At 62.3% G+C, this 24,620-nt stretch carries 21 protein-coding genes, 1 tRNA gene and 1 pseudogene; 14 read left to right on the top strand and 9 right to left on the bottom strand.

What is annotated here, in order from left to right:
• Window positions 1-14: 14 nt before the first annotated feature.
• Entirely contained in the window at window positions 15-1,247 is a 1,233-nt protein-coding gene (locus JI749_RS00520) for an FAD-dependent oxidoreductase (protein WP_201657200.1), read from the bottom strand.
• 52 nt (window positions 1,248-1,299) lie between these two features.
• On the opposite strand from JI749_RS00520, the gene JI749_RS00515 reads away from it, so the two are divergent.
• Complete coding sequence (locus JI749_RS00515) at window positions 1,300-1,821, top strand: MarR family winged helix-turn-helix transcriptional regulator (RefSeq protein WP_201657197.1); 522 nt, start codon at window positions 1,300-1,302, stop codon at window positions 1,819-1,821.
• On the opposite strand, the gene JI749_RS00510 is transcribed toward JI749_RS00515, so the two are convergent.
• Window positions 1,818-2,480 (bottom strand): outer membrane protein, encoded by a 663-nt coding sequence (locus JI749_RS00510; protein WP_201657194.1) that lies wholly within the window; start codon window positions 2,478-2,480, stop codon window positions 1,818-1,820. The genes JI749_RS00515 and JI749_RS00510 overlap by 4 nt on opposite strands.
• A 134-nt stretch (window positions 2,481-2,614) precedes the next feature.
• Entirely contained in the window at window positions 2,615-3,514 is a 900-nt protein-coding gene (gene argB / locus JI749_RS00505) for an acetylglutamate kinase (protein WP_201657191.1), read from the bottom strand.
• A 172-nt stretch (window positions 3,515-3,686) separates the two neighbouring features.
• Between argB and JI749_RS00500 the strand changes: the two genes are divergently transcribed.
• From JI749_RS00500 to JI749_RS00475, 6 genes are all read left to right on the top strand, one after another.
• A complete protein-coding gene (locus JI749_RS00500) occupies window positions 3,687-4,238 on the top strand; it encodes a sigma-70 family RNA polymerase sigma factor (RefSeq protein WP_201657188.1) in 552 nt (183 codons plus the stop codon).
• Window positions 4,235-4,951, top strand: a complete 717-nt coding sequence (locus JI749_RS00495) for an anti-sigma factor (protein ID WP_201657185.1) — start codon at window positions 4,235-4,237, stop codon at window positions 4,949-4,951. The genes JI749_RS00500 and JI749_RS00495 overlap by 4 nt, the downstream gene beginning before the upstream one ends.
• Before the next feature lie 258 nt (window positions 4,952-5,209).
• The gene (locus JI749_RS00490; protein ID WP_233280811.1) at window positions 5,210-5,773 is read left to right on the top strand and encodes a fasciclin domain-containing protein; all 564 of its coding nucleotides are present in this window, start codon (window positions 5,210-5,212) and stop codon (window positions 5,771-5,773) included.
• 252 nt (window positions 5,774-6,025) lie between these two features.
• Window positions 6,026-6,520: a peptide-methionine (R)-S-oxide reductase MsrB gene (gene msrB, locus JI749_RS00485; RefSeq protein ID WP_201657182.1), complete on the top strand. Its 495-nt coding sequence runs from the start codon at window positions 6,026-6,028 to the stop codon at window positions 6,518-6,520.
• A 131-nt stretch (window positions 6,521-6,651) separates the two neighbouring features.
• Complete coding sequence (locus JI749_RS00480) at window positions 6,652-7,359, top strand: glutamine amidotransferase-related protein (RefSeq protein ID WP_201657179.1); 708 nt, start codon at window positions 6,652-6,654, stop codon at window positions 7,357-7,359.
• A 1-nt stretch (window position 7,360) separates the two neighbouring features.
• Entirely contained in the window at window positions 7,361-7,756 is a 396-nt protein-coding gene (locus tag JI749_RS00475; RefSeq protein ID WP_201657176.1) for a DUF1801 domain-containing protein, read from the top strand.
• Between the two features lie 2 nt (window positions 7,757-7,758).
• Here the strand turns inward: JI749_RS00475 and yihA are convergent, their stop codons facing one another.
• From yihA to rpmH, 4 genes are all read right to left on the bottom strand, one after another.
• Complete coding sequence (gene yihA / locus JI749_RS00470) at window positions 7,759-8,403, bottom strand: ribosome biogenesis GTP-binding protein YihA/YsxC (protein ID WP_201657173.1); 645 nt, start codon at window positions 8,401-8,403, stop codon at window positions 7,759-7,761.
• 73 nt (window positions 8,404-8,476) lie between these two features.
• A complete protein-coding gene (yidC, locus tag JI749_RS00465) occupies window positions 8,477-10,318 on the bottom strand; it encodes a membrane protein insertase YidC (RefSeq protein WP_201657170.1) in 1,842 nt (613 codons plus the stop codon).
• A complete protein-coding gene (gene rnpA, locus JI749_RS00460; RefSeq protein ID WP_201657167.1) occupies window positions 10,318-10,719 on the bottom strand; it encodes a ribonuclease P protein component in 402 nt (133 codons plus the stop codon). The genes yidC and rnpA overlap by 1 nt, the downstream gene beginning before the upstream one ends.
• A gap of 14 nt (window positions 10,720-10,733) precedes the next feature.
• Window positions 10,734-10,868 (bottom strand): 50S ribosomal protein L34, encoded by a 135-nt coding sequence (gene rpmH, locus JI749_RS00455; protein WP_035077916.1) that lies wholly within the window; start codon window positions 10,866-10,868, stop codon window positions 10,734-10,736.
• A 230-nt stretch (window positions 10,869-11,098) separates the two neighbouring features.
• On the opposite strand from rpmH, the gene JI749_RS00450 reads away from it, so the two are divergent.
• From JI749_RS00450 to JI749_RS00440, 3 genes are all read left to right on the top strand, one after another.
• Complete coding sequence (locus JI749_RS00450; RefSeq protein WP_201657164.1) at window positions 11,099-12,520, top strand: FAD-dependent oxidoreductase; 1,422 nt, start codon at window positions 11,099-11,101, stop codon at window positions 12,518-12,520.
• Window positions 12,521-12,570: 50 nt separating this feature from the next.
• Window positions 12,571-14,001: a sensor histidine kinase gene (locus JI749_RS00445; protein ID WP_201657161.1), complete on the top strand. Its 1,431-nt coding sequence runs from the start codon at window positions 12,571-12,573 to the stop codon at window positions 13,999-14,001.
• A 130-nt stretch (window positions 14,002-14,131) separates the two neighbouring features.
• A tRNA-Arg gene (locus JI749_RS00440) sits at window positions 14,132-14,208 on the top strand.
• On the opposite strand, the gene JI749_RS17595 is transcribed toward JI749_RS00440, so the two are convergent.
• Complete coding sequence (locus JI749_RS17595; RefSeq protein ID WP_407644915.1) at window positions 14,179-14,913, bottom strand: zinc ribbon domain-containing protein; 735 nt, start codon at window positions 14,911-14,913, stop codon at window positions 14,179-14,181. The two genes, JI749_RS00440 and JI749_RS17595, sit on opposite strands and share 30 nt — an antisense overlap.
• 33 nt (window positions 14,914-14,946) lie before the next feature.
• Window positions 14,947-15,624, bottom strand: a pseudogene (locus JI749_RS17590) (recombinase family protein); the annotation flags it as partial.
• Between the two features lie 300 nt (window positions 15,625-15,924).
• Between JI749_RS17590 and JI749_RS00430 the strand changes: the two are divergent.
• From JI749_RS00430 to JI749_RS00415, 4 genes are all read left to right on the top strand, one after another.
• Window positions 15,925-19,047 (top strand): SNF2-related protein, encoded by a 3,123-nt coding sequence (locus JI749_RS00430; RefSeq protein ID WP_201657155.1) that lies wholly within the window; start codon window positions 15,925-15,927, stop codon window positions 19,045-19,047.
• Window positions 19,047-20,588: an acetate and sugar kinases/Hsc70/actin family protein gene (locus JI749_RS00425; protein ID WP_201657152.1), complete on the top strand. Its 1,542-nt coding sequence runs from the start codon at window positions 19,047-19,049 to the stop codon at window positions 20,586-20,588. Before JI749_RS00430 ends, JI749_RS00425 begins: the two co-directional genes overlap by 1 nt.
• Before the next feature lie 312 nt (window positions 20,589-20,900).
• Window positions 20,901-23,624, top strand: coding sequence for a DUF499 domain-containing protein (locus tag JI749_RS00420; protein WP_201657149.1), 2,724 nt, complete (start codon window positions 20,901-20,903; stop codon window positions 23,622-23,624).
• On the top strand, window positions 23,624-24,613 hold the full coding sequence (locus JI749_RS00415; protein WP_201657146.1) for a hypothetical protein: 990 nt from the start codon (window positions 23,624-23,626) through the stop codon (window positions 24,611-24,613). The genes JI749_RS00420 and JI749_RS00415 overlap by 1 nt, the downstream gene beginning before the upstream one ends.
• The last annotated feature ends 7 nt before the right edge of the window (window positions 24,614-24,620 follow it).

The raw sequence follows: 24,620 nt of genomic DNA, 5'->3' as shown, positions 1-24,620 counted from the left end.
TCGGGCGCCCTTTTTCATTGTGCCGGTTGCGCCAGCGGCGTCAGGTCGACCCGGAACGCATAGAGCTTTTCCTGCATCCGCGCGCCCAGCGGCATGAACAGTGGCAGCATGAGGTCGCGCAGGCGCAGCGCCAGCCAGGATTGCGCCTGCTTCTGCGATCCCATGGCCCGGCCGATGCTGATGGCCTTTTGCAGGCGATCCCGCCGCAGCCCCTCGAACCGCCGGAAGGCGGTTGCGTAGTCCTGGCCCGCCGCGAGACACGTCGCGAGCACGATGCCATCTTCTATCGCCAGCGACGCGCCTTGCCCCGAATGGGGCGCCACGGCGTGCGCGGCATCCCCCAGCAGCAACACCCGGCCTGCCGACCAATGCGGCAACTCGGGCATGTCGTAGATGGGGTAGTGCCGGTCGACCCGAGGCGTGGCCGCGAGAATGGCCATCGTGTCCAGGGGGTCGCCGTCATGCATCGCCCCAAGCTGGCGGGCAAAGGCGGCCCCATCGCTCACCGGGCCGGCCTGACTCTCCGGCGCCGGGAAGGAGTTGAACCAGTAAACTGGCCCCGACCCCTCTGTGATATAGCCGAAGAAACCGCGGTGGCCGAACACCATGTTCATGATCCCGTCCGTGTCAGCCACCCCCGGCGCATCGGCGAAGCCGCCCGTTCCGATCAGGCCGGAATAGCGTGGCTGCGGCAGGTCCGGAAATACCAGCCGTCGCACAGTGGAGCGCAACCCGTCGCAGGCCAGCGCCAGGGCAAAGCGCTGCCTCTCGCCATTCGCCTCGAGCACTACGCCTTCTTCGTCCTGGTGTATGTCGGCAATGGGCGCGCCATGGTGGATGACAATGCCGGCAGCCTGAGCCGCGTCGAGCAACACGCCCGCCAGCGCGCCGCGCCGCAGGGTGATCGATCTAGCACCGTATTTTTCACCCTGGCTGCCATAATCCACCAGCGTCAGCCGCTTGCCCGCTTCGTTGAATACGGCAATGCCGCGCGTCGGCAGGCCTGCCGCCATCACCTGATCCAGAAGACCCAGGGCGCGCAGGCCATTGCAGCCATTGGGCGCCAAAGTCAGGAACAAGCCTTCCTCGCGCAACTGCTGCGGCGCGTGCCGCTCGAAGACCTCGGGCGCAAAGCCGGCCCGCTTGAGCGCCAGGGCTGTCGCCAGCCCACCGATACCGCCGCCACATATGGCAATGGTGGATGACCGTGAAAGCGGACTTGCATCGGGAACGGTGAGAACAGACATTGTACGAGCACCTAATTATTAGATGGTCGAACCATTAGATGATCGAACAATAATGTCAAGCCCGAGCAAGGATGACCTGATTTCGCAGCTGGGTGGGCTGGTGATGCGCTGGCAGGATGCCAACCAGCGCTATGACGAAGCCGTGGGCGCGCGCTGGGGCCTCAACGCCTCCGAGCGGCTTTGCCTGAGCTTTCTGATGCACGGCCCGCAGACCGCCAGTGCCATCGCCGCCGAGACACGGCTGACGCCGGCAGCAGTGACGGCACTGGTGGACCGGCTGGCGGAACGCGGCTTCGTGCGACGCCGCCCCGATGCCAACGATCGACGCAAGGTCATGGTCGAAGCCGCCGACGCGGCCCATGCCCTGGCGGCTCAGGCCTATGGTCCGCCGCAACAGGCGGGCGCGGCCATGCTGGCCCGCTACAGCGCCGCCGAACTGGACGCCTTCATCCGCATTCTCGAGGACTCGGTGGCACTGCAAAGGCGCTTGACCGAGGCGCTGATCGCCGAGGACGCGCAAAGCAAAGGGCCGCCCAGTGGGCGGCCCGAGCGAAAAGGCAGGACCGGCGGCTAGAACTTCCAGGCAAGACCGGCGCGAACCACCTGGTTGCTCGGCTCGCTCGTGCCGCCGCCCGGCACATTGTTGACGCCATAATGGGTCCAGGTGGCGTTGAGGCGCGCAATGATGTTCTGCGTGACCATCATGTCCACGCCCAATCCGAGCTGGAAGCCACCGGCGGTGAATTCGGTCGTGACGCCGCGGCTGGGGCTGAGGTCGAACCTGCCCCAGGAGTACCCAACCGTGCCATAGGCCAGCACGTTAGGGGCCACCGGGTAGCCCAGAGTGGCGCGCACCGCGGCATCCCACTTGAGCGCGCCATAGTTGAGGCCGCTATATTCGAACTGGGTGGCGACATTGTTCACTTCGGCATCGACGCCCAGCACGAACCAGTCGGTCAGCTGATAGCGATAGCCGGCGAACACGCCCGCGCTGCCGCCGATATCGCCCAGCAGCTGCTCGGGTGGTGGCAGGATGCCGGGCGCGCTTTCATGGCTCTTCATGCCGATGAGGCTCCCCTGGGCACCCAGGTAGAATCCGTCCCAGGCCGAGGACGTGGGCTGGTACATGTTGCTGGTGACCATGGGCGCCACCATGGACTGGGCCTGGGCCGTCGCAACCGGACCCAAAACGGCCAACGCCGCTACTGCCGCCAACTTGATCAATGAACGCATAACAAAGCCCCCGCACCTGATGGCTAAAATTTGCCATGAGTTTTCCGGACCGGGCTAGGGCAGTTGTGCCACACCCCGGTCAAATCGACCGAGCTGTGGCAAATGGTTAGCAAAGCGTCAATGCGACCAAGACGCTATCGAACGATCAGCGTGCCGGCGCCGAATTCGGTGAACAGCTCCACCAGCACGACATGGGGCATCTTGCCATTGAGGATGACCACGCCCTCGACGCCATTGTCGAGCGCTTCAAGGCACGTTTCGACCTTGGGGATCATGCCGCCCGAAATGGTGCCGTCGGCGATCAGCGCCTTGGCGTCGGCGACGCTGAGTTCGGGGATCAGCTTGCCGTCCTTGTCGAGCACGCCGGGCACGTCGGTGAGGAACAGCAGGCGTTTGGCCCCGAGCGAACCGGCAATGGCACCCGCAAAGGTGTCGGCATTGATGTTGTAGGTGTTGCCGTCGCGGCCGGGCGCCACCGGGGCGATGACCGGGATCATCTCCGAGCGTGCCAACAGGTCGAGCAGCGTGCGGTCGACCTCTACGGGCTCGCCGACAAAGCCCAGATCGAGCACCTTTTCGATATTGGACGTCGGGTCCGTCATGGTCTTGTGCGCCTTCTTGGCGAAGACCATGTTGCCGTCCTTGCCGCAAAGACCGATCGCCCACTCGCCCTCGGCGTTGATGAGCGCGACAATTTCCTTGTTGATCGAGCCGGCCAGCACCATTTCGACGATTTCCATCGTCCGCGCATCGGTCACGCGCAGGCCGCCCTCGAACTTGGATTCGATGCCCAGATTCTTCAGCATCGAAGCGATCTGCGGACCGCCGCCATGCACGACGATCGGGTTGACCTTGCTCTGCTTGAGCAGGGCGATGTCACGCGCAAAAGCCTGGCCCAGCTTGAGGTCGCCCATGGCATGGCCGCCATATTTCACCACGACGGTCTTGCCCTCGTAGCGCTGCATATAGGGCAGCGCCTGCGCCAGAATACCGGCGTCGTGGCTGAACCGGTCGTTCGAAGTCTGATCTGTCATGGACGGACCCAATCTGTTGGCAAAGCGGCGCAAAAAAGACCGCAAAGGGTCTAGAACAACAATAAGCAAAGGAAAAGGCGATTATGCCGCATTTGCGCATTGATCCAATATGCGCTCTGATTGCACCCTTGAGACCGCTCGGTAGAAGCGGCGGCGGAGGCAGACAAGTTTCATGACCACGACAACGCCGTCCCAGGAGATCGCCGATCTCATCGCCCGCTGCGCCCTGCGCGACCGGGCCGCGTTCCGCTCGCTTTACGAGCGCACCAGCGCGAAACTGTTTGGCGTGACCCTGCGTATCTTGAAGGACCGTTCGGAAGCCGAGGAGGCCATTCAGGAAGTCTATGTGAAGATCTGGCAGCGCGCCGATCGCTATGTAGCGGGCAATACCAGCCCCATCAGCTGGCTGGTGGCCGTGGCCCGCAACCATTCACTGGACATTTTGAGGGCCCGTCGCCCGGTTTCCGACGATATCGACGTGGCGCTCGAAATCCCCGACGGCGGTCCGACCCCGGAACGCGCCGCCGAGGACAATGACGAACGGGGCCGCATCGATTACTGCCTGGGCACGCTCGAACCCGATCGTGCCGAAGCGGTGCGCGGTGCCTATCTCGATGGCTATAGCTACGAGGAACTGGCAACGCGTTTCGCGGTGCCACTTAACACGATGCGGACCTGGCTGCGCCGGAGCCTCATCAAACTGAAAGACTGTCTGACGGCATGAGCACGAGCGACGACATCGGCGGAGATTTCGAGGGGCGCAATGCCCTGGTGGCCGAATATGTGCTCGGCCTGCTTTCGCCCAGCGAGCACGAACGGGTGGGGCGTCTGATCGAGGCCGACCAGGGCCTGCGCGCCGAGCGCGATTTCTGGGTGTCCCGCTTCGCGGCCCTCAATGCCGAATTCGAGGAAACTCCGGTCCCCGCCCACATCTATGCCGCCATCGAGGCGAGGGCCTTTGGCGATGCGATCCGCACCCGCGCGCCGCTGCCCTGGTGGGAGAGCCTGATGGTATGGCGTTCCATCGCCGCCGGGGCCATCGCCGTGGCGGTGGCCGCTGTCGGCTTCAACCTCATGCAGCCGCGCTTCGATGCCAGCACCATGGCGGTCCAGCTGGTCGCTGCCTTGCAGGCCCAGGAGGGCAGCGGGGTAGAATTCGTTGCGCTCTACGACGAAGGGTCGGGAGAGGTTCGCATCACCTCGCTAAAGGGCTCGGCGATCCCCGACAAGGATTTCGAGCTCTGGTACATCAACGGTGACCAGCCGGCAGTGTCCATGGGCGTCATTCCGGTCAACGAGCGCCGCGAAATCGCGGTCGATCCCACTGTCATTGGCCCGGGCACCGTTTTGGCAGTTACGCTCGAACAAACCGGCGGCTCGCCCACCGGCGTCGCCCAGGGCCCCATCGTCGCTGTCGGCTCGGCCACCCCGATCTAGGCGTCGCTCTGCGGTGCCACCCATTCCACCACGACCTCATTCCCGGATTCGCGGGAATGAGGTTTTGGCGTTTTCCGATACGACACCAGACATCTGAACACTAGCTGCCGCGTCCCGCGCGATACGAAATCACGCGGCAAAAGGTTTCAGCAAAATAGCGAAATTTACGCTGAAACTCCCCGAAACTGGCCCCGGATGCCGTTCGTATCTGCCTGCGTCTCCCGATCAACGGGACCAAGAACACAGGAAGGAACGACCATGAATTTCCGCACTCTGACCCTCGCTGCCATGCTCTCCGTCTCCGCTCTTTCGGGCGCTGCTTTTGCCCAGGACAATCCGGAAGTCGGCGGCGCCCCCATGTATGCCGACAAGAACATTGTCGAAAACGCTGTGAACTCGGCTGACCACACCACGCTGGTTGCCGCGGTCCAGGCTGCTGGCCTCGTCGAGACCTTGTCGGGCCCTGGCCCCTTCACCGTGCTGGCTCCGGTCAACGCTGCCTTCGACGCCCTGCCGGAAGGCACCGTCGAAACCCTGCTGAAGCCCGAGAACAAGGAAATGCTCTCGACCATCCTGGCCTGCCACGTCATTCCGGCCAAGGCCCTGTCGACCGACATCGTCAGCATGGTTGAGGCCGATGGCGGCGAACACGTCGTGGACACCGTGGGCGGCTGCAAGCTGACCCTCAAGGCCGCTGATGGCAAGGTCACCGTGACCGACGAAAATGGCACCACCGCCAATGTCACCATTGCCGACGTGATCCAGTCCAACGGCGTCATCCACGTCATCGACGCCGTCCTGACCCCCAAGTCGGCCATGTAACAGGCGGCTTTTGCCGCTCTGTAAGGCGGCTCATGCCGCTATGCAGACAGGCTTCGCCGGCTCTGTAACCAATCGAGGCGCTGTTCCGAATAGCGCTTCGAGAGAGGTCGGGCCCGCCGGCCTCTCACCATAGTTTGACGTGCCACTGCCGTGCCAAAAGCCTTACAGTGACCCGTCGCACAAGCCCCGCGCTACCGCCCGCATCCCCTCCTGCGGCCCGGGCGCGGGGCAACTTCTGAAGGGAAGAGACCCATGGTTATCGACCGTCGCAACCTGTTGCTGGGCGGCACCGCCCTGGCCGGCCTGGCCGCTTTCGCATACTTCCGGCCCATGGGTGCCGCACGAGCGGCGGAAGGCGATTTTCCCTATAAGCTGACCGAGGCGCAATGGCGGGCCAAGCTCTCGCCCGAGGCCTATGTGGTGCTGCGCGAAGAAGGCACCGAGCGCCCCTTCACTTCTCCGCTGCTCGACGAACACCGCGAGGGCATCTTCGCCTGCGCCGGTTGCGACCAGCCCCTGTTCAAGTCCGAAACCAAATTCGATAGCGGCACCGGCTGGCCCAGCTTCTACGATTTCATTCCGGGCGCTCTGGGGACGCGCGAGGACAATAGCTTCGGCATGACGCGGGTCTCGCTGCACTGCTCTAATTGCGGCGGCCACCAGGGCCACGTTTTCGAGGACGGCCCGCCGCCCACCGGCCTGCGCTACTGCATCGACGGCGTGTCACTGCAGTTCATTCCGGCCTAGGCCCACCACGATGCCATCCCCGCCAAGGCGGGGATCCATTTCTGGTTGGTTTGCGGAAAGGTGGATTCCTGCCTTCGCGGGAACGGCGCAGTGGGATATACGGGCGCAATGCTCCTCCACCCGCGTGCCGAATGAAGCTTACCATCATCCAGACCGGCGAGGTGCCGGCCCCGTTGCGCGACCGGTTCGGCCCCTATCGCAAGATGTTCGAGACCATGTTCGATGGCACCGGGCTGGGTTTTTCCTATGACCTGGTCGCCGTTTCCGACGGCGAACCTTTCCCCGATCCGGGTGCGCTCGAGGGCATCGTCATTACCGGCTCGGCGGCGGGTGTCTATGACGACCTTCCTTGGATGAACCCGCTGCGCGCCTTCATCCGCGACGCCTACGGCAGGCAGACGCCGATGCTGGGTGTGTGCTTCGGCCACCAGATCATGGCGGATGCCCTGGGTGGCGACGTGCGCAAATCCGAGAAAGGCTGGGGTCTGGGGCGGCACAGCTATGGTGTAAGCAAGCGCCCAGATTTCATGGGTGATGCTCCAAGCATGCTTGCCGTTGCCTGCTCGCACCAGGATCAGGTGATCGTCCCACCTGCCGAGGCTGAAGTGATCCTGCGCTCAGATTTCACGCCCAATGCTGGGCTGGTCTATCGCAACGGGGCGGCATTGAGCTTCCAGCCACACCCCGAATTCGCCGACGACTACACGATCGCATTGGCGGAGTTGCGTCGCGGCAAGGCGCCCGATACGGTCGTGGAAACGGCGCTGGCTTCAGTTGCCAAGCCATCCAATAGCGGCGACGTTGCCGGGTATATCGGGCAGTTCTTCAGAGGGCGCTGACATGGCTGTGGCGGAAAAGCTGAGACCGGTCGATACCTACCTCGATAGCCTTGAGCATCGACACAAGCCGGCCATCGAGTCGTTGCGCCGGCTGATCCACGATGCCGTGCCCGGGCTGGTCGAGCGCATCAAGTGGAACGCACCCAGCTTCGGGCCGGGCGAGGATGACCGCATCACCATGCGTCTCCATCCCGGTGATCGCCTGCAGTTGATCCTTCATCGTGGCGCCAAGGCCGGGGCCGATGACCTGTTCCGCTTCGAGGATCCCGACAAGCTCATCAGCTGGGCGGCACCGGACCGCGGCGTGGTGACCTTCAGGGATGAAGCCGACGTCCTGGCCAAGGCCCAACCGCTGTCGGAAATCCTCCGTCGCTGGGTCGCCTGTACGACGCGGTAGCGTCAGCTCTCCAGCAGCATGGCGATTTCGGTCCGCAACTCGCGCAGGCCGTCGCCCTTGAGGGAAGAGGTAAGGATCACGCGCGGATGCGCCGCCGGCCGCTTGACGATTGCGGCCTGGGTGGCCTCTATGACCTTGGCCAGCTCGCCGGCTGATGGCTTGTCCGCCTTGGTCAGAACGATCTGGTAGCTTACGGCCGCCCTGTCGAGCTCGTTCATCACGGTGAGGTCATTATCCTTGGGGCCATGCCGCCCATCGACCAGCACATAGACGCGGCGCAGCGTAGCGCGCCCGGTCAGGTATTGGTGGATGAGCTTGGTCCACTGCCGCACCTTGTCCTCGGGCGCCTTGGCATAACCGTAGCCGGGCATGTCGACGATGCGCAGCGGCTCGCTCTGGCTCTCGAAGATGTTGAGTTCCTGCGTACGGCCCGGCGTATTAGACGTACGGGCCAGGCTCGATGTGCCGCATAGCGCGTTGATCAGGCTCGATTTGCCCACATTGGAGCGGCCCGCAAAGGCGATTTCGATCCGGTCCATGGGCGGCAGGTCGGCAATGCGCACGCAGCCCTTGGTGAACAGGAACGGCCGCGCGAACATCAGGCGGCCGCGTTCAATCATGTCGGGGGCGTAGTCGATTTCGCTCATCTGCGCATCTCTCAAAGAACAAGCCCGCCGGAGGTGTCCGGCGGGCCATAACACGGCTGACCGTTGCTGGCGATCAGGACTTGGTCGGCTCGGCTTCCTTGGGCTTGCGCCGGAAGGTGTCCATGATGTTGCCGAACAGGTTCACCTCGGCGCCGTGGCGCTTCATGATGAAATACTGCTGCGCCACCGACAGCGTGTTGTTCCACGCCCAGTAGATGACGAGGCCCGCCGGGAAGGTGCCCAGCATGAAGGTGAAGATGATGGGCATCCAGTTGAAGATCATCGCCTGGGTCGGATCGGGCGGCGGCGGGTTGAGCTTCATCTGCACCCACATGGTGATGCCCATGATGACCGGCCAGATGCCCAGATGCAGGAAGCTCCCCACGATCGGCAGGACGGTCGGATCCCAGGGGATCAGGCCGAACAGGGTGAAGATATTGGTCGGATCGGGCGCCGCCAGGTCCTGGATCCAGCCGAAGAAGGGCGCATGGCGCATGTCCAGGCTGATGAAGATGACGGTGTAGAGCGAGAAGAAGACCGGGATCTGGATCAGGATCGGCCAGCAGCCGCTGAGCGGATTGATCTTTTCCTTGCGGTAGAGCTCCATCATGGCCTGCTGCTGGGCCGGGCGGTCGTCCTTGAGCCGCTCCTGAATCGCCTTCATTTCCGGCTGCACGCGGCGCATGGCGGCCATCGAGGCATAGGAACGATTGGCCAGCGGGAAGAAGATGGCCTTGACGATAACCGTCACGCAGAGGACGGCGACGCCGAAATTGCCGATGATGCCGTAAAGGAACGTCAGCAGGTAATACATCGGCTTGGTGATGAAGTGCAGCCAGCCCCAGTCGATCAGCAGTTCGAGCCGGTCGAAGCCATATTCGGTCTGGTAGGCGCTGATGACCGATTCTTCCTTGGCGCCGGCAAACAGATAGCTCTCATGGGCAACCGTGGCGCCCGGCGCGACCACCACCGGCGTCGTTTCGACGAAGCTGGTCTGGTAGTCGTCGAAGCTGCCGGTATTCTTCCAGGAGAACAGGGCATTCATGCCCGTGCCGGCCTTCGGCATCACGGCCGTGGCCCAGTATTTGTCCGAGAAGCCGAGCCAGCCCGTGGTGTTGTCGAAGCGCGCCTGCTGGTCCTTCTGCAGGTCGCTGTATTTCTTGGAGACCAGGTTGTTCGAACCCAGCACGCCATGCGGGCCTTCATGCTGAATGAAGAAGTTGGCGACCTTGGGCGTCCCCTGCCGCTCGACGCGGGCATAGGGGAAAAGCGAGACGTCGGTGGTGCCGGTATTCTGGATCGATTGGGTGACGGTGAACAGGTAGTGCTCGTCTACGGCGAAGGTGCGCCGGAAGATGAGGCCAGCGCCATTGTCCCAGACCAGGGTTACCGGAGTGGCCGCGGTCAGCGTGGTGGCGTCGCCTTCGACGGTCCAGACGCTCTTTCCGTCGGGAACCGCAACGGTTGCGCCGGCGGCCGGCACCCAGCCCTGTTCGGCAAAATAGGCATGCGGCGCGCCAGCGGGGGTCAGCAGCGTGATGATCGGCGAAGTTGGGTCGACAGTCTCCCGATACTGCTTGAGCTCGAGGTCATCCAGGCGCGCGCCGGTGAGATTGATCGAGCCGTGCAGGTCTTCGGTGTCGATGACAACGCGCTGGCTGGCGGCAATCGCGGCCGCTCGGTCGGCATAGACAGCGGTGCCATCGGTCGCGACGGCGCCAGGGGTGCCGGCCGTGGTCCCTGCTGCGGTTGTCGCGGGCGTGGCCAGCGCGGCTTCGGCTTCCGCCTGCTGGGCGGCGATCTGCGCCTGCTCCTGCTGGCGCTGCAACTGCGGCCCGGCCACGAAGAACTGCCAGCCGAACAGCACGACCATGCTGAGCACGACGGCCAGGATGATGTTGCGATTGTTTTCCATTATCTCGGTTTCCGTGGCCCGCGGCCGGAAGAAGGTCGCTCGTCGGTCGGCCTGGGGGCATGCACGCGCGTGATCAGCGCGCCCAGGTCGGCGACAAGCTTGGTAAAGGGTTCGCTGAGGGCTTCCCGTCGTCCGACCAGCACATAGTCATGCTGAGCGACAAAGTCACGCGAACATGCTGTCACAGCCGCGCGAAGGCGACGTTTTATGCGATTGCGTTCTGGGGAATTGCCGGTCTTCTTGGTGACCGTGTAGCCGATCCCGGGTTCGGCATCGGCGACGGCGATGACCTGTAGCCCAAACGCAGAGCGCCCGGCGCGATTGCCCCGGGCAGCCCTTTGAAACTGGGAACGCTTGGTCAGCCGGCGCAGGGCGCGTGGGCTTTGCTCGCTGGCCGTCATCCGGCCACGGCGCCTTAGGCCGAGAGCTTCTTGCGGCCGTCGCGACGACGACGGTTGAGGATCGCGCGGCCGTCCTTGGTGGCCATACGGGCACGGAAACCGTGGCGGCGGGCACGCACGAGCTTGGACGGCTGGTAAGTACGCTTCATGACATCAAACCGCGCCTGGCACGGTTCCTCTGGTTTGGCTCTGCACAAGCAGGAATATCAGACACACATCGAGCGCCAGGCGCCCACGGTGCGGGTTGGTGGGGTCTATAGGGAAAACTCGCCCCCAAGTCAACGCGCGCAACGCGACTTCCTTGCCGCTGTTGACCCGTTGTTTTCGGGGCGATATCGCCGCATAAAGCTCACCCCACCTATTCTGGCCGCCCGCGATAATGGCAGACGTAACCAAACCCGATCTGTGTGTCATTGGCGCCGGTGCCCTGGGGATAGACCTTGCCCTGCAGGCCCGGCAACGCGGCCTTGCCGTCGTTCTGGTCAAGCATCCCGGCGCGGAGAAACGCGATCCGGCCAGGGCCGGCCTCCGGCGGGCGGCCTTCATCGCCAGCGCCGAACGGGCCCAGGCCTTTCGTACCGCCGGCCGGGTCGGGCTCGACAATGCCGAGCCCAAGCCCAATTTCCGGGCCATTGCCGAGCATGCCGCGGCCATTGCCGACGCCGCCGCGCCCGATGGCGCCGATGAGCGGCTTGCCGCGCTGGGCATCACCATCTTGACGGGCAAGGCGAGCTTCATCGATCGCCAGACGCTTCGTTGCGGCGACGCCACCATCCGGGCGCGCCAGTTTGCGCTGGCGACCGGCGCCAGGCCGGCGATTCCCCCGCTGTCCGGGTTCGACCAAGTTCCCTATTTCACGCCGGACAGCATTCTCGACAATATCCGCAAGCTGAGCCACCTGGTGGTCATCGGCGGCACGCCTGAGGCTTTCGAGCTTGCCCAGGCCTATCGCCGCCTCGGCTCGATGGTGACACTGGTTCCGCAGGGCGGCCTGCTGCCCGGTTTCGATTCCGAACTGGTCGCCATCCTGCTGCGCGCGCTGCGCGAGGAAGGGATCACCATTCGCGACGATGCCGAGATTACGGCAATCGTGCCGCGCAGCCAGGGAACAGGCATCACGCTTCGCGTGCCCGATGGTGAGGATAGCCTCGACGTCTCCCATATTTTGCTGGCCATGGGTCAGGTGCCCGAGCTCGACGATGACCTGCTCGGCGCCCTCAAGCTGCGGCGGGACCGCCAGCGCGCCGATCACCTCCTGCTCGGTCCCGACGGGCAGACCTCCAACGGTCGCGTCAGCGCTGTCGGCGGCGCAGCCGGGGAGCACGAGCCCCATCTGGCCGCTCGGCAGGTTGGGCTGCTCGTCGAGCGGCTGCTTGGCTCCGGCAATGGCCGCCTTGATCTGCGGCACATGCCCAGGCTGGTCTCGACCCAGCCCGCCCTTGCCCAGGTCGGTCTCGATTCGGCACGAGCCTTGCGCCCGGACCAGGTGGTGCTGCGCGCCAATCTCGCCGAGACCGACGCCGCACAGGCCATCGGTGCTCCGTCCGGCACGGTCCGCCTGGTCGCCAATCGCGCCGGGGCCATCATCGGCGCGGGTGCCGTCGGTCCGGGCGCAGCCGAGATCATGGCGCTGCTGGCCCTGGCCATGGCGCGTGGCCTGCCGCTCGGCGAACTTCGGCAACTGACCTTGCCCGCCGCCAGTCCGGCCGCGGCTCTTGTCGATCTTGCCCTCCAGCACCTGGCGCAGCAGCCGCGCGCCGGCTGGACACGGCGCCTGCCCGGCCTCACTCGCCAGCGCTGACCCCAATCCGGGGCTTACGCCTAGGCGGCGATGGCCTATAATGTCTTGAAATGAAAGCCGAACGCAGCGTTTTGCCCAGCCGGTTCTCCGGTCTCTCGATCAAGCTCATCGCCACCATCATCGGGGTGATACTTTTGGTCGAGATCGTGGTCTATCTGCCCACCCTGGCCGCCTTCCGGGCCAATTGGCTCGACGACCGGCTCCGGGTCGGCGTGGTCGCCGCGCGCGTGCTCGATGCGGTGCCCGACGTCATGGCGCTGCCGCGCGAACTGACCGACCGCCTGCTGACCTCGGCCGGCGCCAATGCCATCGTCTATCGCCGCCAGGGCCAGAGCCAGTTGATCGAACTGGCCAGCCCCATCCGTCCGGATCTCGTGGTCACCGCCGACATGCGCCAGGCGGACCTGATGACGCTGATATCGGGCGCGCTCGATACGCTCTTCGCCGACCCGGACCGCACTTTGCGCATTGTCGGCGAAGGCGATCTCGATGATAGCCTCGTCGAATTGCTGATGTCCGAACGCCCGCTGCGGCAGGACATGCTGGCCTATTCCCGCCAGATCGGCATCGTCTCGCTCTCCATCGCCGCCATCACCGCGGTGGCGCTCTATTTCATGGCCAGCTACCTCTTCATCTATCCGGTGCGCCGGCTGACGCAGAATATGCTGGCTTTCCGCCAGGAGCCGGAAAATGCCAGCCGCATCATCGTCCCGTCCTTCCGGCGCGACGAAATCGGCACCGTCGAGCGCGAACTGGCGGCGATGGAGTCGGACCTCTTCTCCATGCTGCGCCAGCGCCGGCACCTGGCCGATCTCGGCCTCGCCGTCGCCAAGATCAATCATGACCTGCGCAACACCCTGACCTCGGCGCAGTTGCTCTCGGACCAGGTGGCGACGCTTGACGATCCCAAGGTACAACGGCTGGCCCCGCGCCTGGTCACCACCCTCGACAAGGCCATCGGCTTTGCCCAGTCGGTGCTGGACTATGGCCGCGAGACGGCGGCCCCGCCGGTCATGGCCCCCACGGTCATCGCCACCCTGGTCGCCGATGCCGCTTTCGAGGCGCGGCTCGCGGGCCATCCCGACATCGGCTTCACCAACGCTACACCCCAGGAACTGGTGCTCAACGTCGATGCCGGCCAGTTAGGCCGGGTGTTGCTCAACCTGCTCAAGAATGCCCGCGAGGCGCTCGAGGCAGCCGGCAGCGCCATAGCCGCGCCGGAAGTCTCGGTCACCGCGACCCAGGATGGCGACACGGTGACCATTGCGGTCGCCGATAACGGCCCGGGCCTGGCGCCGCGGGCGCGCGCCAACCTGTTCGTGGCATTCGAAGGCTCCGCTCGGGCGGGCGGCACCGGGCTCGGCCTCGCCATCGCCCGCGAAATCACCGAGGCGCATGGGGGGCGGCTAGTCCTGGCCGACCAGCCGCAAGGCACGCGCTTCGAGCTGATTTTCCCCGCCAGCCTGCTTGTCCGGCCCTGAGCCGCAGGCTCCTGCGAAAAACTGTCATCTGCGCGCTTGCCAAGGCGGAACCGCCCATGTATGGGTTGCGCCGCTTCAGGCCGAAGAGCTTACCACCTCCGCCTGGAACCGCCGATTTGGTCGGCAATGCGCGCCCGTAGCTCAGCTGGATAGAGCACCAGACTACGAATCTGGGGGTCAGGAGTTCGAATCTCTTCGGGCGCGCCACTTCAGTCCAGAAAGCTGAACTAATTCTGCAGAAGAATTATTGGCACCGGCGGCGGCATAGAGCGTTTCGCGGCTGCCCATAATGCGGACCTTTTCCGGCCCGACTTCTACATTTAGCAGCGAGCGCAAATAGGCCTTGCGGGTGGGGTTGTCGGAGCTCGCCAACACATCGCGCATCAGCTTGGAAAATGCCGCGATCTTTTCGGGGTCGAGGCCAGCTTCGCCCCCCGTCTCGCGGCGTGCACGGTCGAGAGCGGCCTGCGCCTTTTCGCGGTCGGCCTTAAGGACGGTGATACGCTCACAGAGCAGGTCGTCCATTTCGGCAAGGCCATCTTCGACCAGGGTGTAGAGGCGCTGCAATCGCTCTTTTGCGGTATCGACCTCGACCTGGAGTGCAACGAGCCGGGCGTTATTTGCTTCGGCTTTTTCCGAGCGCCTGGCGGCCACGGCGGTCAGCAAAGCTGCCAGTCGCTCTGGCGCGAACAGTTTTTCATCGAGGGCTTTTCGGACCACCTCGTCCAGATAGGCCATTGGGATGGTATTGCCTTTGCAGGCAGTGGCGCCTTTTTGGGCGCGGGTGGCGCAAGTATAGTACGCATAGACCCGACCGGTGGCGGAAGTGCCGGTGCGCTGGGTCATGCCGCCGCCGCAATGGGAGCAGGTGGCGATGCCGGTGAGCAGGATGGGGCCGCTGATGGCTCGCACCGGGCTAACGCGCGGATTATTGGCCGCAAGCTTGGCCTGGGCTGCATGGAAAACGCCCTCATCGAGAATAGCCGGCACCGGCACTTCAACGACTTCGCCTTCAGGATGCTTGCCGCCAGACCTGGAATTGCGCGAATGATAGTGCCAACTTCCGATATAGGCCTTGTTGGTCAGAATATGGTGCAGCGGGCCGACACCGAACGTGCCGCCCTTCTTGGTGCGATAGCCATGGCCGTTAAGCCATTTGACAACCTCCTTGATGCCCATCGGAGGCTTGCCGGTGGCGGCATCGCCTTCGAGATAGAGGCGAAAAATCAGTCGCACAACCTCGGCTTCCACGGGATCGATGGCGAGCTTTTTCTTGATTTTCTGCCCACGGCGCTCGGCCTCGACGATTGTGTAACCAAGTGGCGGCGAGGCGCCGTTCCAGAAGCCCTGGCGGGCATTCTCGGTCATAGCGCGCGTGACCTGTCTGCCGTTCTCCTTGGAGGTATACTCATCAAAAATTCCAATGATTTGGCGGATCATCGCGGCGGACGGATCATCGCCATTGGGCTGCGTGACCGATGCAACTTCCACACCATGCTTGCGCAGCTTGCGGATCACCAGTTCCATGCCGGCGCCGTCACGGTAAAAGCGCGAAAAGGCATGGAAAACGATGACGTCATAAGGATGGTCGGGATCGCAGGCGCGGTCGGATAGCTCGTCATGTTTTTTCCGTGGCGAAGAAGAAGTTTCGTGTTCAAATTTCTTTTTGTGACCCTATACTTTGACGCGGGGAGCGCGGGAAATATTCAGGCACTCACATTATGTTGCCTTGGGTCCTGGCCGGATCTAGGGCTTGCCGTCACTGGTTGGCGGACGGTGATTCCGTGCCCTTGGCACTAAGGGTTTTGCTGAATGCGCGGACGAGGAACGATATGCGCATGTTGCATTTATGGCGAGACTACAAAAGCGCTCGCATTGACGCTGCATTGACGCTGCATTGGCCTGCGTCAACGTACTGGTTAAATGGAACTGATGGCCGAAGGAGAGCGTGAAGAGTGGAACCCGGCAGTACCGGGTCTGCGGGTATGTCTGCGAGACAACCCTGGGCGGCATGGCACGACGACTGGCCGAACGAAATCGGCTGGCAGCTTTCTCATGGTGGAAGTGGATTTTGGGCCAAATGAGAAGCTCTACAAACGCTTCGATCTTCTCGAACCGGTAAGCGTAGAAACCGACCTGTTCGAGCTGCTCGCCTCCGGTGCCTTTGGTGGTCCGAGTGACCTACGGCGCGTGCTCACCTTCGAAAAAGTCAAGGGCGATCTAACCAACGTTTTCTATTCGATGGAGGCGAGTAATACTGACTTCTATGCGCATCAATTCAAGCCGGTGATGCGCTTCATTGAATCCCCAGTCGGCCGAATGCTGATCGCCGATGAGGTCGGTCTCGGCAAGACCATCGAGGCCACCTACATTTGGAAAGAATTGCAGGCGCGCCACGCGGCACGCAGGCTCCTGATTGTCTGCCCGGCCATGTTGCGCGAGAAGTGGCGGAGCGACCTGCGTCAACGCTTCAACATCACCGGAGAGGTTGTTTCAGCGAGAGAGCTGCTGGAGCGTGTCGCGGATCTTCCGGGCAGAAGCGCGTCCCAATCTTTTGTCTACATTACGAGTCTGGAGGGTATCCGGCCGCCCGCGAATTTCGAGGATGATACGCTGCAAAGCACGCGCGCGAAGTTTGCGCGGCTGCTGGATGAGAATGTAGCGACGGACGAATTTGCCCTGTTCGACCACGTTATCATCGATGAGGCTCACTATCTGCGGAACCCGTCTACAGGCAACAATCGCATCGGTCGACTGCTGCGCGAGGCGTCTCACCACCTTATCCTGCTCACAGCAACCCCGATCCAGATTGGCAGTGACAATCTCTATCAGTTGCTGCGCCTTATCGACCCTGACGAATTCTACGACACCTTCCTCTTTCAGGAGATGCTCAACGCCAATGCCTGCATCGTCCGCGCACAACGCGCGCTTTGGCGCGAGCCGGCCGATATCGAAGGGGCCATGGCCGCGCTGGAGGACGCCGGAAAGTCCGACTACTTCAAGAATGATCTCGTTGTAGACCGCATCAAGACGCACCTGCGCGACCCGATCCCCAGCGCGGACAGGCGCATCGAAACACTCAGACTGCTCGAGGCGCGCTCTCTGCTCTCGCAGTATATGACGAGAAGCCGAAAGCGAGAGGTGCTGGCCAATCGGGTCGAACGCGCTCCGCAGACTCTGAACGTCACCTTTAGTGATGCAGAAGCTGCCATTTACAACCACGTCACTGACCGCATTCGGGAGCAATCGGTTGGCGTGACGGGGGTTTCCTTGTTCTCGCTGATCGCCCGCCAACGACAGATGGCGAGTTCTATCGTCGGCGCTTTGGAAAGCTGGCGCGACAAAGACCTTCTCGAGGAGTTGCTTTGGGACGATCTAGGCCTGTCGAGCGACGCATGGGACGATGGCGAAGACGAGGAAGGGGACACATCCGCCGGCTTCGGATTTTCCTATGACATCGGTGCGCTGGAGCGAGGCGATGCCAAGTATCAAGCGCTGATCGATTTCCTTAAACGCGAGCTCGTAAAGAACCCCGGCGAGAAGTTCGTCGTCTTCGCCTTCTATCGCGGCACCCTGAAATACCTTGCGCGCCGTCTGAAGGCCGACGGCGTCCGGGCCGCTGTCATCATGGGCGCCATGGGCAGCCAGAAGGACGAGATCATTGAACAATTCAGAGACGCTGACGGTCCTTCGATCCTGCTGTCGTCCGAGGTTGGCAGTGAAGGTATCGACCTACAGTTCTGCCGGTTTGTCGTGAACTACGACCTTCCGTGGAACCCTATGCGCATCGAGCAACGAATTGGCCGTCTCGACCGTCTGGGCCAGCAGGCCGAGCGCATTTCCATCATCAATCTGGCTGTCACAAACACCGTCGAGGACCGCATTCTCATGCGCCTCTATGAGCGCATCAACGTCTTCAGGGAGAGTATCGGCGACCTTGAAGAAATCCTCGGCGAAACCACTGAGCAGCTGATGCTGTCTCTGCTCGATCCGAAACTCAGCGACGATGAGCGTGAGCGCCGATCAGCTACCGCCGAGCTCGCAATTCAGAATACCCAGAAGCAGCAACGTGATCTTGAGCAAGAGGCCGTCAACCTCGTCGGCTTCTCTGACTACATTCTCGACCACATCAATGACAGCCGCGACAAAGGCCGCTGGCTCAGTGCCGTAGAGTTGCGCTCCCTGGTCGAGGACTTCTTCGCGCGCAAGTATCCCGGCACAAAGATAGAGGATGCCGATGCCGATCACGCTGCCCGCATATCTCTTTCCGACGAAGCCCGGCGTGACCTTGGATACTTCGTGGCAAAGGCAACGCCTGCCACGCGAACCCGCCTGCACCAGACCTCGAGGCCAATCCTGTGCCTGTTCGATCCGCGTGCCACGCGGAAGGTAACTCAGGACGTTGAATATGTAGAGCCGAGCCACCCGCTCATTCTCTGGATCCGAGGCAATTACGATGCGGACCAAAGCCAGTTGCATCGCGTCAACGCGTTGAAAATGACGGCCCAAGACGCGGGAGTGGCGCCTGGCGACTATGTGTTCTGCGCGCACCGATGGTCTTTCACGGGCTTCCGGTCGGATCACCTTCTGGCTTTTCGTGCAATCCGGTTGGGTGAGGTGGACCCGCTGCCGTCCGCAGAATCCGAGGATCTCGTTACCAGGGCCGCCCGCCATGCAGCGCCCTTCCCGAATGCCGGCAACATGCTGGAAAGCATGGATGCCATCTGCGCCGGCGCCGTGATATGTGAACAGGCGCTGTCAGATGCTTTTGGCGAGCGCCTTTCAGATTTCTACGCGGAGAACACTCTGCGCTGCGATCAACAGGAAACAAGCGCTCGGAAGTTTGCTGAGCGCAGAATCACAGAGCTTCAGCGGCGTATCGATCGCTTCAGAGCGGAGCAGAAGGTCCGTCCGATCGCCCCGACCGAAGGCTTGATCCGCAAGGAAGAAGAACAGCTAAGAGTAAAGCTGGACAGACTTGCGCGGCGGCGAGCCGTTGACCCAACGATGAGCGCGCTGGCCGTCGGCGTGGTGAGGGTGGAGTAGTGGCTGACGACTGGCGCACAAAGCTCAGAACACTCAGACACCGGCTCCTCGGGATTCCTTCTCGTGAGCCTGCCCAACGTTCTCCTGCTGAGGGCAACAACGACGACGCGCCTTCAACCGTCGACAACGCTTCCGTCGCCTCCAATTCTTCCGCGGGGTCGACCCGGTGGATAGATGAGGCGCCCGCCCGTCCCGCCAAGACTGCGCCGCCCGTAGCCATCAATCTTGGCATTGATTTCGGAACGAGCTTCACAAAGGTTTGTTTCCGCGACGTCGGGACGGAGCAATCGGGTATTGCCATGATCGGGCGAGGAGTCGCCAACAATGCGCTCGTACCGACTCTCCTTGCCGTAGATGCGGATGGCAAGTTGCATGTCGCTGACGAAGCCTCGGAAGACCTGAAGGCGATCTACGTGCCTTACCTCAAGATGCGTCTTGCGGGAGAGGCCATCGGCAGCCCGCTTCCCACGGTGGCCGGACTCGATCTCGACGATGAGCAAAGCATTCGCGCGCTCGCTGCCTGGTTCCTCGCCACCATCATTTTAAGAAGCCAACGCTGGATTGAGCGCGCGGAGGCAGATCGGCTACGCAACCGTTCCGTCGTTTGGTCGGCGAACGTCGGCGTGCCGGTTGAGCATTACGACTCCAACGTTTTAGCTGTCTTCGAGGAAGTGCTCGGCGTGTCCTGGTCCTGGGTGCGCCGAGGTGCCGTTCCGGCGACGGTCGAAGCAGCTGTCGAGTCCTACGTCACAGACGTTGGCCGCCCCGATCGCTCGCTTGCCGATTTTCATGCCATCCCTGAGATATCGGCGGCGGTCCAATCCTTTATCACCTCGCGCGAAGCGGCCCCCGGCGTCTACGTCTATTTTGACATTGGTGGGGGCACCGTGGACGGCGTTGCATTCAACTACGTCAACGACAATGGCGAGCGAGGACTTAACTTCTATTCGGGTCGCGTGGCCCCGCTGGGGATGGCGGCACTTCGACCGACTGCGGAAGGGGCCGCATCAGACATCGAGGCCGCCGCCAACTTCGATACAGCGATTGCCGCCGCGCCCAACAACGAGGACTTGGCAAGCGAAGTCCGCAAACTCGTCGGCCATGTCGTGGCCAACGCGAAACGAAAAGATAGTCGAGACTGGCGCTGGGATCCGATCCAGAGCGAAGCACGCCACCGAAAGTTCGTTGGCCAGCGCGATCCCTCAAGTATGAAGCCGTTGATCGTGTTTGTCGGCGGCGGTGGCGCTCATTCCCGATGGTACAAGGAGACAATCAGCTCGACCCACAGCCGCTTCGGACACCACAACGCAGGCATTCCGCCCTACCGCTTGGCAGAGGTCCCCAAGCCCGCGGACCTTTCGATGGCGCAGCTTAACGAACGTGAATTTCGGCGTTTCGCGATCAGCTATGGGTTGTCGATCCCATTTGGGGAAGGTCCAGAGGTGAGGCTGCCGAGCCAGTTCTCCGATGCTGAGCGGCCGCGTCAGCGGGAGCTGCACGGGGTCGTAGACTACGAAAATAGCAAGGACGTTTATGATTGAAACATCAGGCAGATGTTGCGAGAAAGCCCCTATAAACCTCCTTGCCCAAGCCTGCTCCGGGCGGGAGCTACGCAGGCTTGAAGGTGCTTTCGCTTCCATAATGTCCGGAGAGTAATTGCATGGGTTGTCAATTATTAATCCGATACTCAGGCCGCGACGATGGGCCGCTCCGCAGGTTGCTTGGTGCCTTTGGGGCAACGCAATTTTGAACTTTCGGCGGATTTGGCGAATGAAAGCGCCAAACGCGCTCTGACGAGCCATGATTTGCGGACTTACTCTTGCGCGGTAGCGCAAGGAAAAAGGAACTAAAAGATGCTTGGGCTGAACCTACGGCAGGAGTTTAAAGGAAGGCGGCTCAAGGGAACGGCTATCGAGCTGTCCAACGAGGCCAACACCGGAGCCACACAGGTGCCGGCGCAGGACTTCCTTGAGATCACCTATCCGACTCATGATCTCCTCAAAGGGATCGAGGCAGTTGGCCCAAACCAGGGACGTCCTGTTGTCGTCATTGGCGAGCGCGGCCTTGGCAAGTCGCACCTCATGGCCGCGTTGTTTCATGCCGTCCACGATCCTGTCTCGACGGCCTCATGGCTAAAGAACTGGTCGACGACCCTCGGTGATCCGCAAATCGGAAACATCCAACTACGCAGCGGGATGTTGGTCATCGGCGAAAGCCTCCATCGACAGCGCTACAAGCATCTCTGGGATCTGCTCTTTGAGCGCCACCCACATGGCGCTTTCATCAGGGGTAAATGGGAAGGCATGGGGGCGGGGCAGACTGACATCCCATCCGATCAGCTTATCCTGGAACTGCTGCGCCACACGCCTACCATGCTGCTGCTGGACGAATTTCAGACTTGGTATGACGGCCTTACCAACACGAAGCAGTATCCGTGGAAGAACTGGGCGTTTAACTTCATCCAGATCCTCTCCGAAATTGCAAAGGAACATCCTGAGCTGCTAGTGCTCGTCGTGTCCGTTCGCAATGGCGATACCGACGCCTACCAGCAGATTCACCGCGTAAACCCGGTGCAGGTCGACTTCAAGGCGGGGGGGAGCCCGGAAAGAATCCAGAACGACCGGCGGCGTATGCTGCTGCATCGCCTGTTTGAGAACCGGCTGCAGATCGCGCCCGCATCCATCGATGGGCTGATCGCTACTCATGTGTCGGAGTACTTCAGGCTCATAGGCACACCGAATGTCGAGCACGAGCGCAAACGCGGCGAGTTTCGTGAGGCGTGGCCGTACGCGCCCCACTTGTTGCAGCTGCTTGAGGACCAGGTGCTCGTGGCGACAGACGCACAGGAAACGCGCGATCTCATTCGCATCCTGGCCAACCTCTTCAAGAGTCGTGGAGAGGAGACGCCCATCCTCACCTCGGCCGATTTTCGCCTCGACAACGAGGCGTCAGGCATTGGCGCCTTGCTCGACTCGGTTGCAAACGAACATCACCGCACCTTGAGGGACAAGGCGCTGCGCAACCTGACAGCCGTTGTCGAGGCCGTCCCTGATCACGCTTCGAGGGCGCCGCATCTACAGGAGATCGTGGGTGCCTTGTGGTTGCGCTCCATTGCAGTGGGCAACATGGCCGGCGCCGAACCCGCCACGCTCCAGGTCGATATCACGCAAGACAAGCCCGTCGATGACAATGGCTTCCAGGTGGAACTGGCGACCATCATCGAGAACAGTTTTAACATCCACCAGGACGGGGTTCGCCTTGTCTTCAAGGAAGAAGAAAATCCTCAGGCCAAGGTGATGGCCTCGGCACGTAACGACAAGCTGTTCACCGATGGGTCGGATCTCGCACAACTGGCCAAGGAAGTGCGTTACGTCATTGGCGGCACCGAAGAGGTCGCGAAGACCGCCCGGGTTATTGCGCTGTCCCGCGACTGGCTAACTCAACCCTGGGAGGGTCTCGACGAGGGCGAGCATCCAGACCGCTGGGACGACCGACTGCCTATCTTGGTGCTGCCGGAGGACCCCGACCGGTTGAACGAGCGGCTTGGCCGCTGGCTCAAGGACAATCTACAGAAACGACGCAATACCGTGCGTTTCCTTCTACCTCGCAGCGATACCCCGAACGCGTTTTATGACCGCGATCTGCTCATTCTCGCACGTGCCGAGATGAAGGCTCTCGAGTGGAGCGGTCAGAATTCCGACTATCGAAAGCTGCATACTAAGTACCAAGCCGAGCTGCGCGACATCCTGAAAAAGCGTTTTGACCGGTTTGCGGTCTTGCATCGTTGGAACTTCGTCGACCCTTCGAAATGTGAATTTCACGTCGAGGCCCTCCGCGAACAAGGCAGCAAGATTCCCGAGGCGATCGAGCAGGCGCTTATCAACGACCTCTTTGTTCCAGAAGACTTTGAGGCGCTCGTCCTCGACGCCACCGCAGAGAACGCGCCGGTCGGAAAGCTGCTCCGCGAACTGCAGGAACCGCGACCGGTCGGGCAGGACTGCATCCCGTGGTTGGGCGAAACCGCCATGAAGGAACGCGTCTTGCGGCTTTGTGCGCGCGGCAAGATCGCCATCAACCTTCGCGGCATGGAGTATCTACAAGTTCACGCTGGCGAGGACGAGGAGACCGCGTGGAAGCGGCTACGGCCAAAGCTGGGTTTCACGGGAAGGCAGCTCGACGAAGTGTTATTGCTGCCTCCCGCTGCGGTCCCCTCAACAGGGGGATCGACCCCCGTACCGCAGCCCCCGATCCAGCCAGGCGCTGGCAGTCTTTTTGGTGGAGATCAGCAACCTGTACAGCCTGGCGACCAGCCCATTCCACCGGGGCCAGGGTTCTCACAGACAGGAAGCATTTTCGGCGGCGGTACCGGTTCGCCGCGCACGACACTCACAAATCCACCAACCTCGCCGCTAAACCTCATTGGCAAGCTCGAGGGCTGGGGGATCGGCCCCGCTACGCCTGTCAAGGAAATCACCCTTAAACTTTCCGCCGCAACAGGTGCGCAACTGAAAGAGCTTCTCAAGAAGCTTCCTGATGGAATGACGTTCGAGATTTCGCTCGACAAGGAGGATCGCTAGTGGCGCTTCGCAATGACCTCCTCCAGCGGATCACTTCGGCTCCATCAGAGGAGGCGTGGCGTGCGATCATTGAGGATACGATTGAACAATGTGCCGGCGCGTTGACCCTCGCAAACGCGCCGGGCGAAGTCACGAAGCGGGATCGGGCGGTTGGCGCGCTTGACCATTTTCTTTCTGCCTCCGCGTGGGACATGTGGGGGGATTTCGGCAGTGCTGTTGAGCGGAACGCCGATCGACTCGCTGCCTGGTGGGCCCAACCTTTCGGCGCCAAGGCGATCCTCATACTGGATGGCCTGAGCCTGCGAGAGCTGCCGTGGATCCTCGAAGGCGCGAAGGCACGGGGGTTCACAGTTCACGGAGCAACCGCCTATGCTGCTGAAATCCCCAGCGATACCAATGCGTTTGCGCGCGCACTCGGGTTTTCTAGCCGCAGCCAGTTCCAGAACAATAGCGGCGGGAGCGCCCACCGTTTGACCCCGTGTAAGACCGAAACGGTAAATCTGCCTTGGCTCGACTGCGCCGCTCTCATCGACTCGTCGCCGAACTGGCTATTTTGGCACCAGTGGCCCGATGCCAAGCTTCACGATGGTTCCGGCGCTGGTCAGGGCCTCGATACGCTTACACGAGACATCGCCGCGCAACTCACCAGCGATGATTTCTGGTCTTTTGTTGAGAGGCTCGCCCAAGGGCGCCGCCTCATTATTACTTCCGACCACGGTTACGCCGCCACCGGCCTCTTTTTTGACGCACCTCAGCATCAAGCCGATTTCCTCAAATCGGCGCTCAAGAGCGGGCGGCTTGTCCCGGGGACGCTCGATCCCGGCCCGTTCGTACCGCCGGTGGCAATTCAGACAACGGGCCAGCATGGCCCCCATTTGCTCGCTGTGGGCAGGTGGAAGTGGAAAAGCCAGGGTGGCTACCCCACCCTTGCGCATGGCGGGCTGTCTCTGCTGGAAATGCTGTCGCCCTTCGTGGAGCTGACTAAATAGAAAGACG

It is taken from the genome of Devosia oryziradicis (assembly GCF_016698645.1).
Lineage (GTDB): Bacteria > Pseudomonadota > Alphaproteobacteria > Rhizobiales > Devosiaceae > Devosia > Devosia oryziradicis.
The sequence above is the reverse complement of the archived record's forward strand: the minus strand, read 5'-3'. Positions and strand labels throughout refer to the sequence as shown.

What these genes read in the sequence shown, in the direction of transcription:
- yidC (WP_201657170.1), bottom strand. Translation starts at nt 10,318, where the DNA reads ATGGAAAACAATCGCAACATCATCCTGGCCGTCGTGCTCAGCATGGTC.
- yihA (WP_201657173.1), bottom strand. Translation starts at nt 8,403, where the DNA reads ATGAGCGAAATCGACTACGCCCCCGACATGATTGAACGCGGCCGCCTG.
- msrB (WP_201657182.1), top strand. Translation starts at nt 6,026, where the DNA reads ATGGTTATCGACCGTCGCAACCTGTTGCTGGGCGGCACCGCCCTGGCC.
- rpmH (WP_035077916.1), bottom strand. Translation starts at nt 10,868, where the DNA reads ATGAAGCGTACTTACCAGCCGTCCAAGCTCGTGCGTGCCCGCCGCCAC.
- rnpA (WP_201657167.1), bottom strand. Translation starts at nt 10,719, where the DNA reads ATGACGGCCAGCGAGCAAAGCCCACGCGCCCTGCGCCGGCTGACCAAG.
- JI749_RS00490 (WP_233280811.1), top strand. Translation starts at nt 5,210, where the DNA reads ATGAATTTCCGCACTCTGACCCTCGCTGCCATGCTCTCCGTCTCCGCT.
- JI749_RS00480 (WP_201657179.1), top strand. Translation starts at nt 6,652, where the DNA reads ATGAAGCTTACCATCATCCAGACCGGCGAGGTGCCGGCCCCGTTGCGC.
- JI749_RS00450 (WP_201657164.1), top strand. Translation starts at nt 11,099, where the DNA reads ATGGCAGACGTAACCAAACCCGATCTGTGTGTCATTGGCGCCGGTGCC.
- JI749_RS00520 (WP_201657200.1), bottom strand. Translation starts at nt 1,247, where the DNA reads ATGTCTGTTCTCACCGTTCCCGATGCAAGTCCGCTTTCACGGTCATCC.
- JI749_RS00510 (WP_201657194.1), bottom strand. Translation starts at nt 2,480, where the DNA reads ATGCGTTCATTGATCAAGTTGGCGGCAGTAGCGGCGTTGGCCGTTTTG.
- JI749_RS00445 (WP_201657161.1), top strand. Translation starts at nt 12,571, where the DNA reads ATGAAAGCCGAACGCAGCGTTTTGCCCAGCCGGTTCTCCGGTCTCTCG.
- argB (WP_201657191.1), bottom strand. Translation starts at nt 3,514, where the DNA reads ATGACAGATCAGACTTCGAACGACCGGTTCAGCCACGACGCCGGTATT.
- JI749_RS00430 (WP_201657155.1), top strand. Translation starts at nt 15,925, where the DNA reads ATGGAACTGATGGCCGAAGGAGAGCGTGAAGAGTGGAACCCGGCAGTA.
- JI749_RS00420 (WP_201657149.1), top strand. Translation starts at nt 20,901, where the DNA reads ATGCTTGGGCTGAACCTACGGCAGGAGTTTAAAGGAAGGCGGCTCAAG.
- JI749_RS00475 (WP_201657176.1), top strand. Translation starts at nt 7,361, where the DNA reads ATGGCTGTGGCGGAAAAGCTGAGACCGGTCGATACCTACCTCGATAGC.
- JI749_RS00515 (WP_201657197.1), top strand. Translation starts at nt 1,300, where the DNA reads ATGTCAAGCCCGAGCAAGGATGACCTGATTTCGCAGCTGGGTGGGCTG.
- JI749_RS00500 (WP_201657188.1), top strand. Translation starts at nt 3,687, where the DNA reads ATGACCACGACAACGCCGTCCCAGGAGATCGCCGATCTCATCGCCCGC.
- JI749_RS00495 (WP_201657185.1), top strand. Translation starts at nt 4,235, where the DNA reads ATGAGCACGAGCGACGACATCGGCGGAGATTTCGAGGGGCGCAATGCC.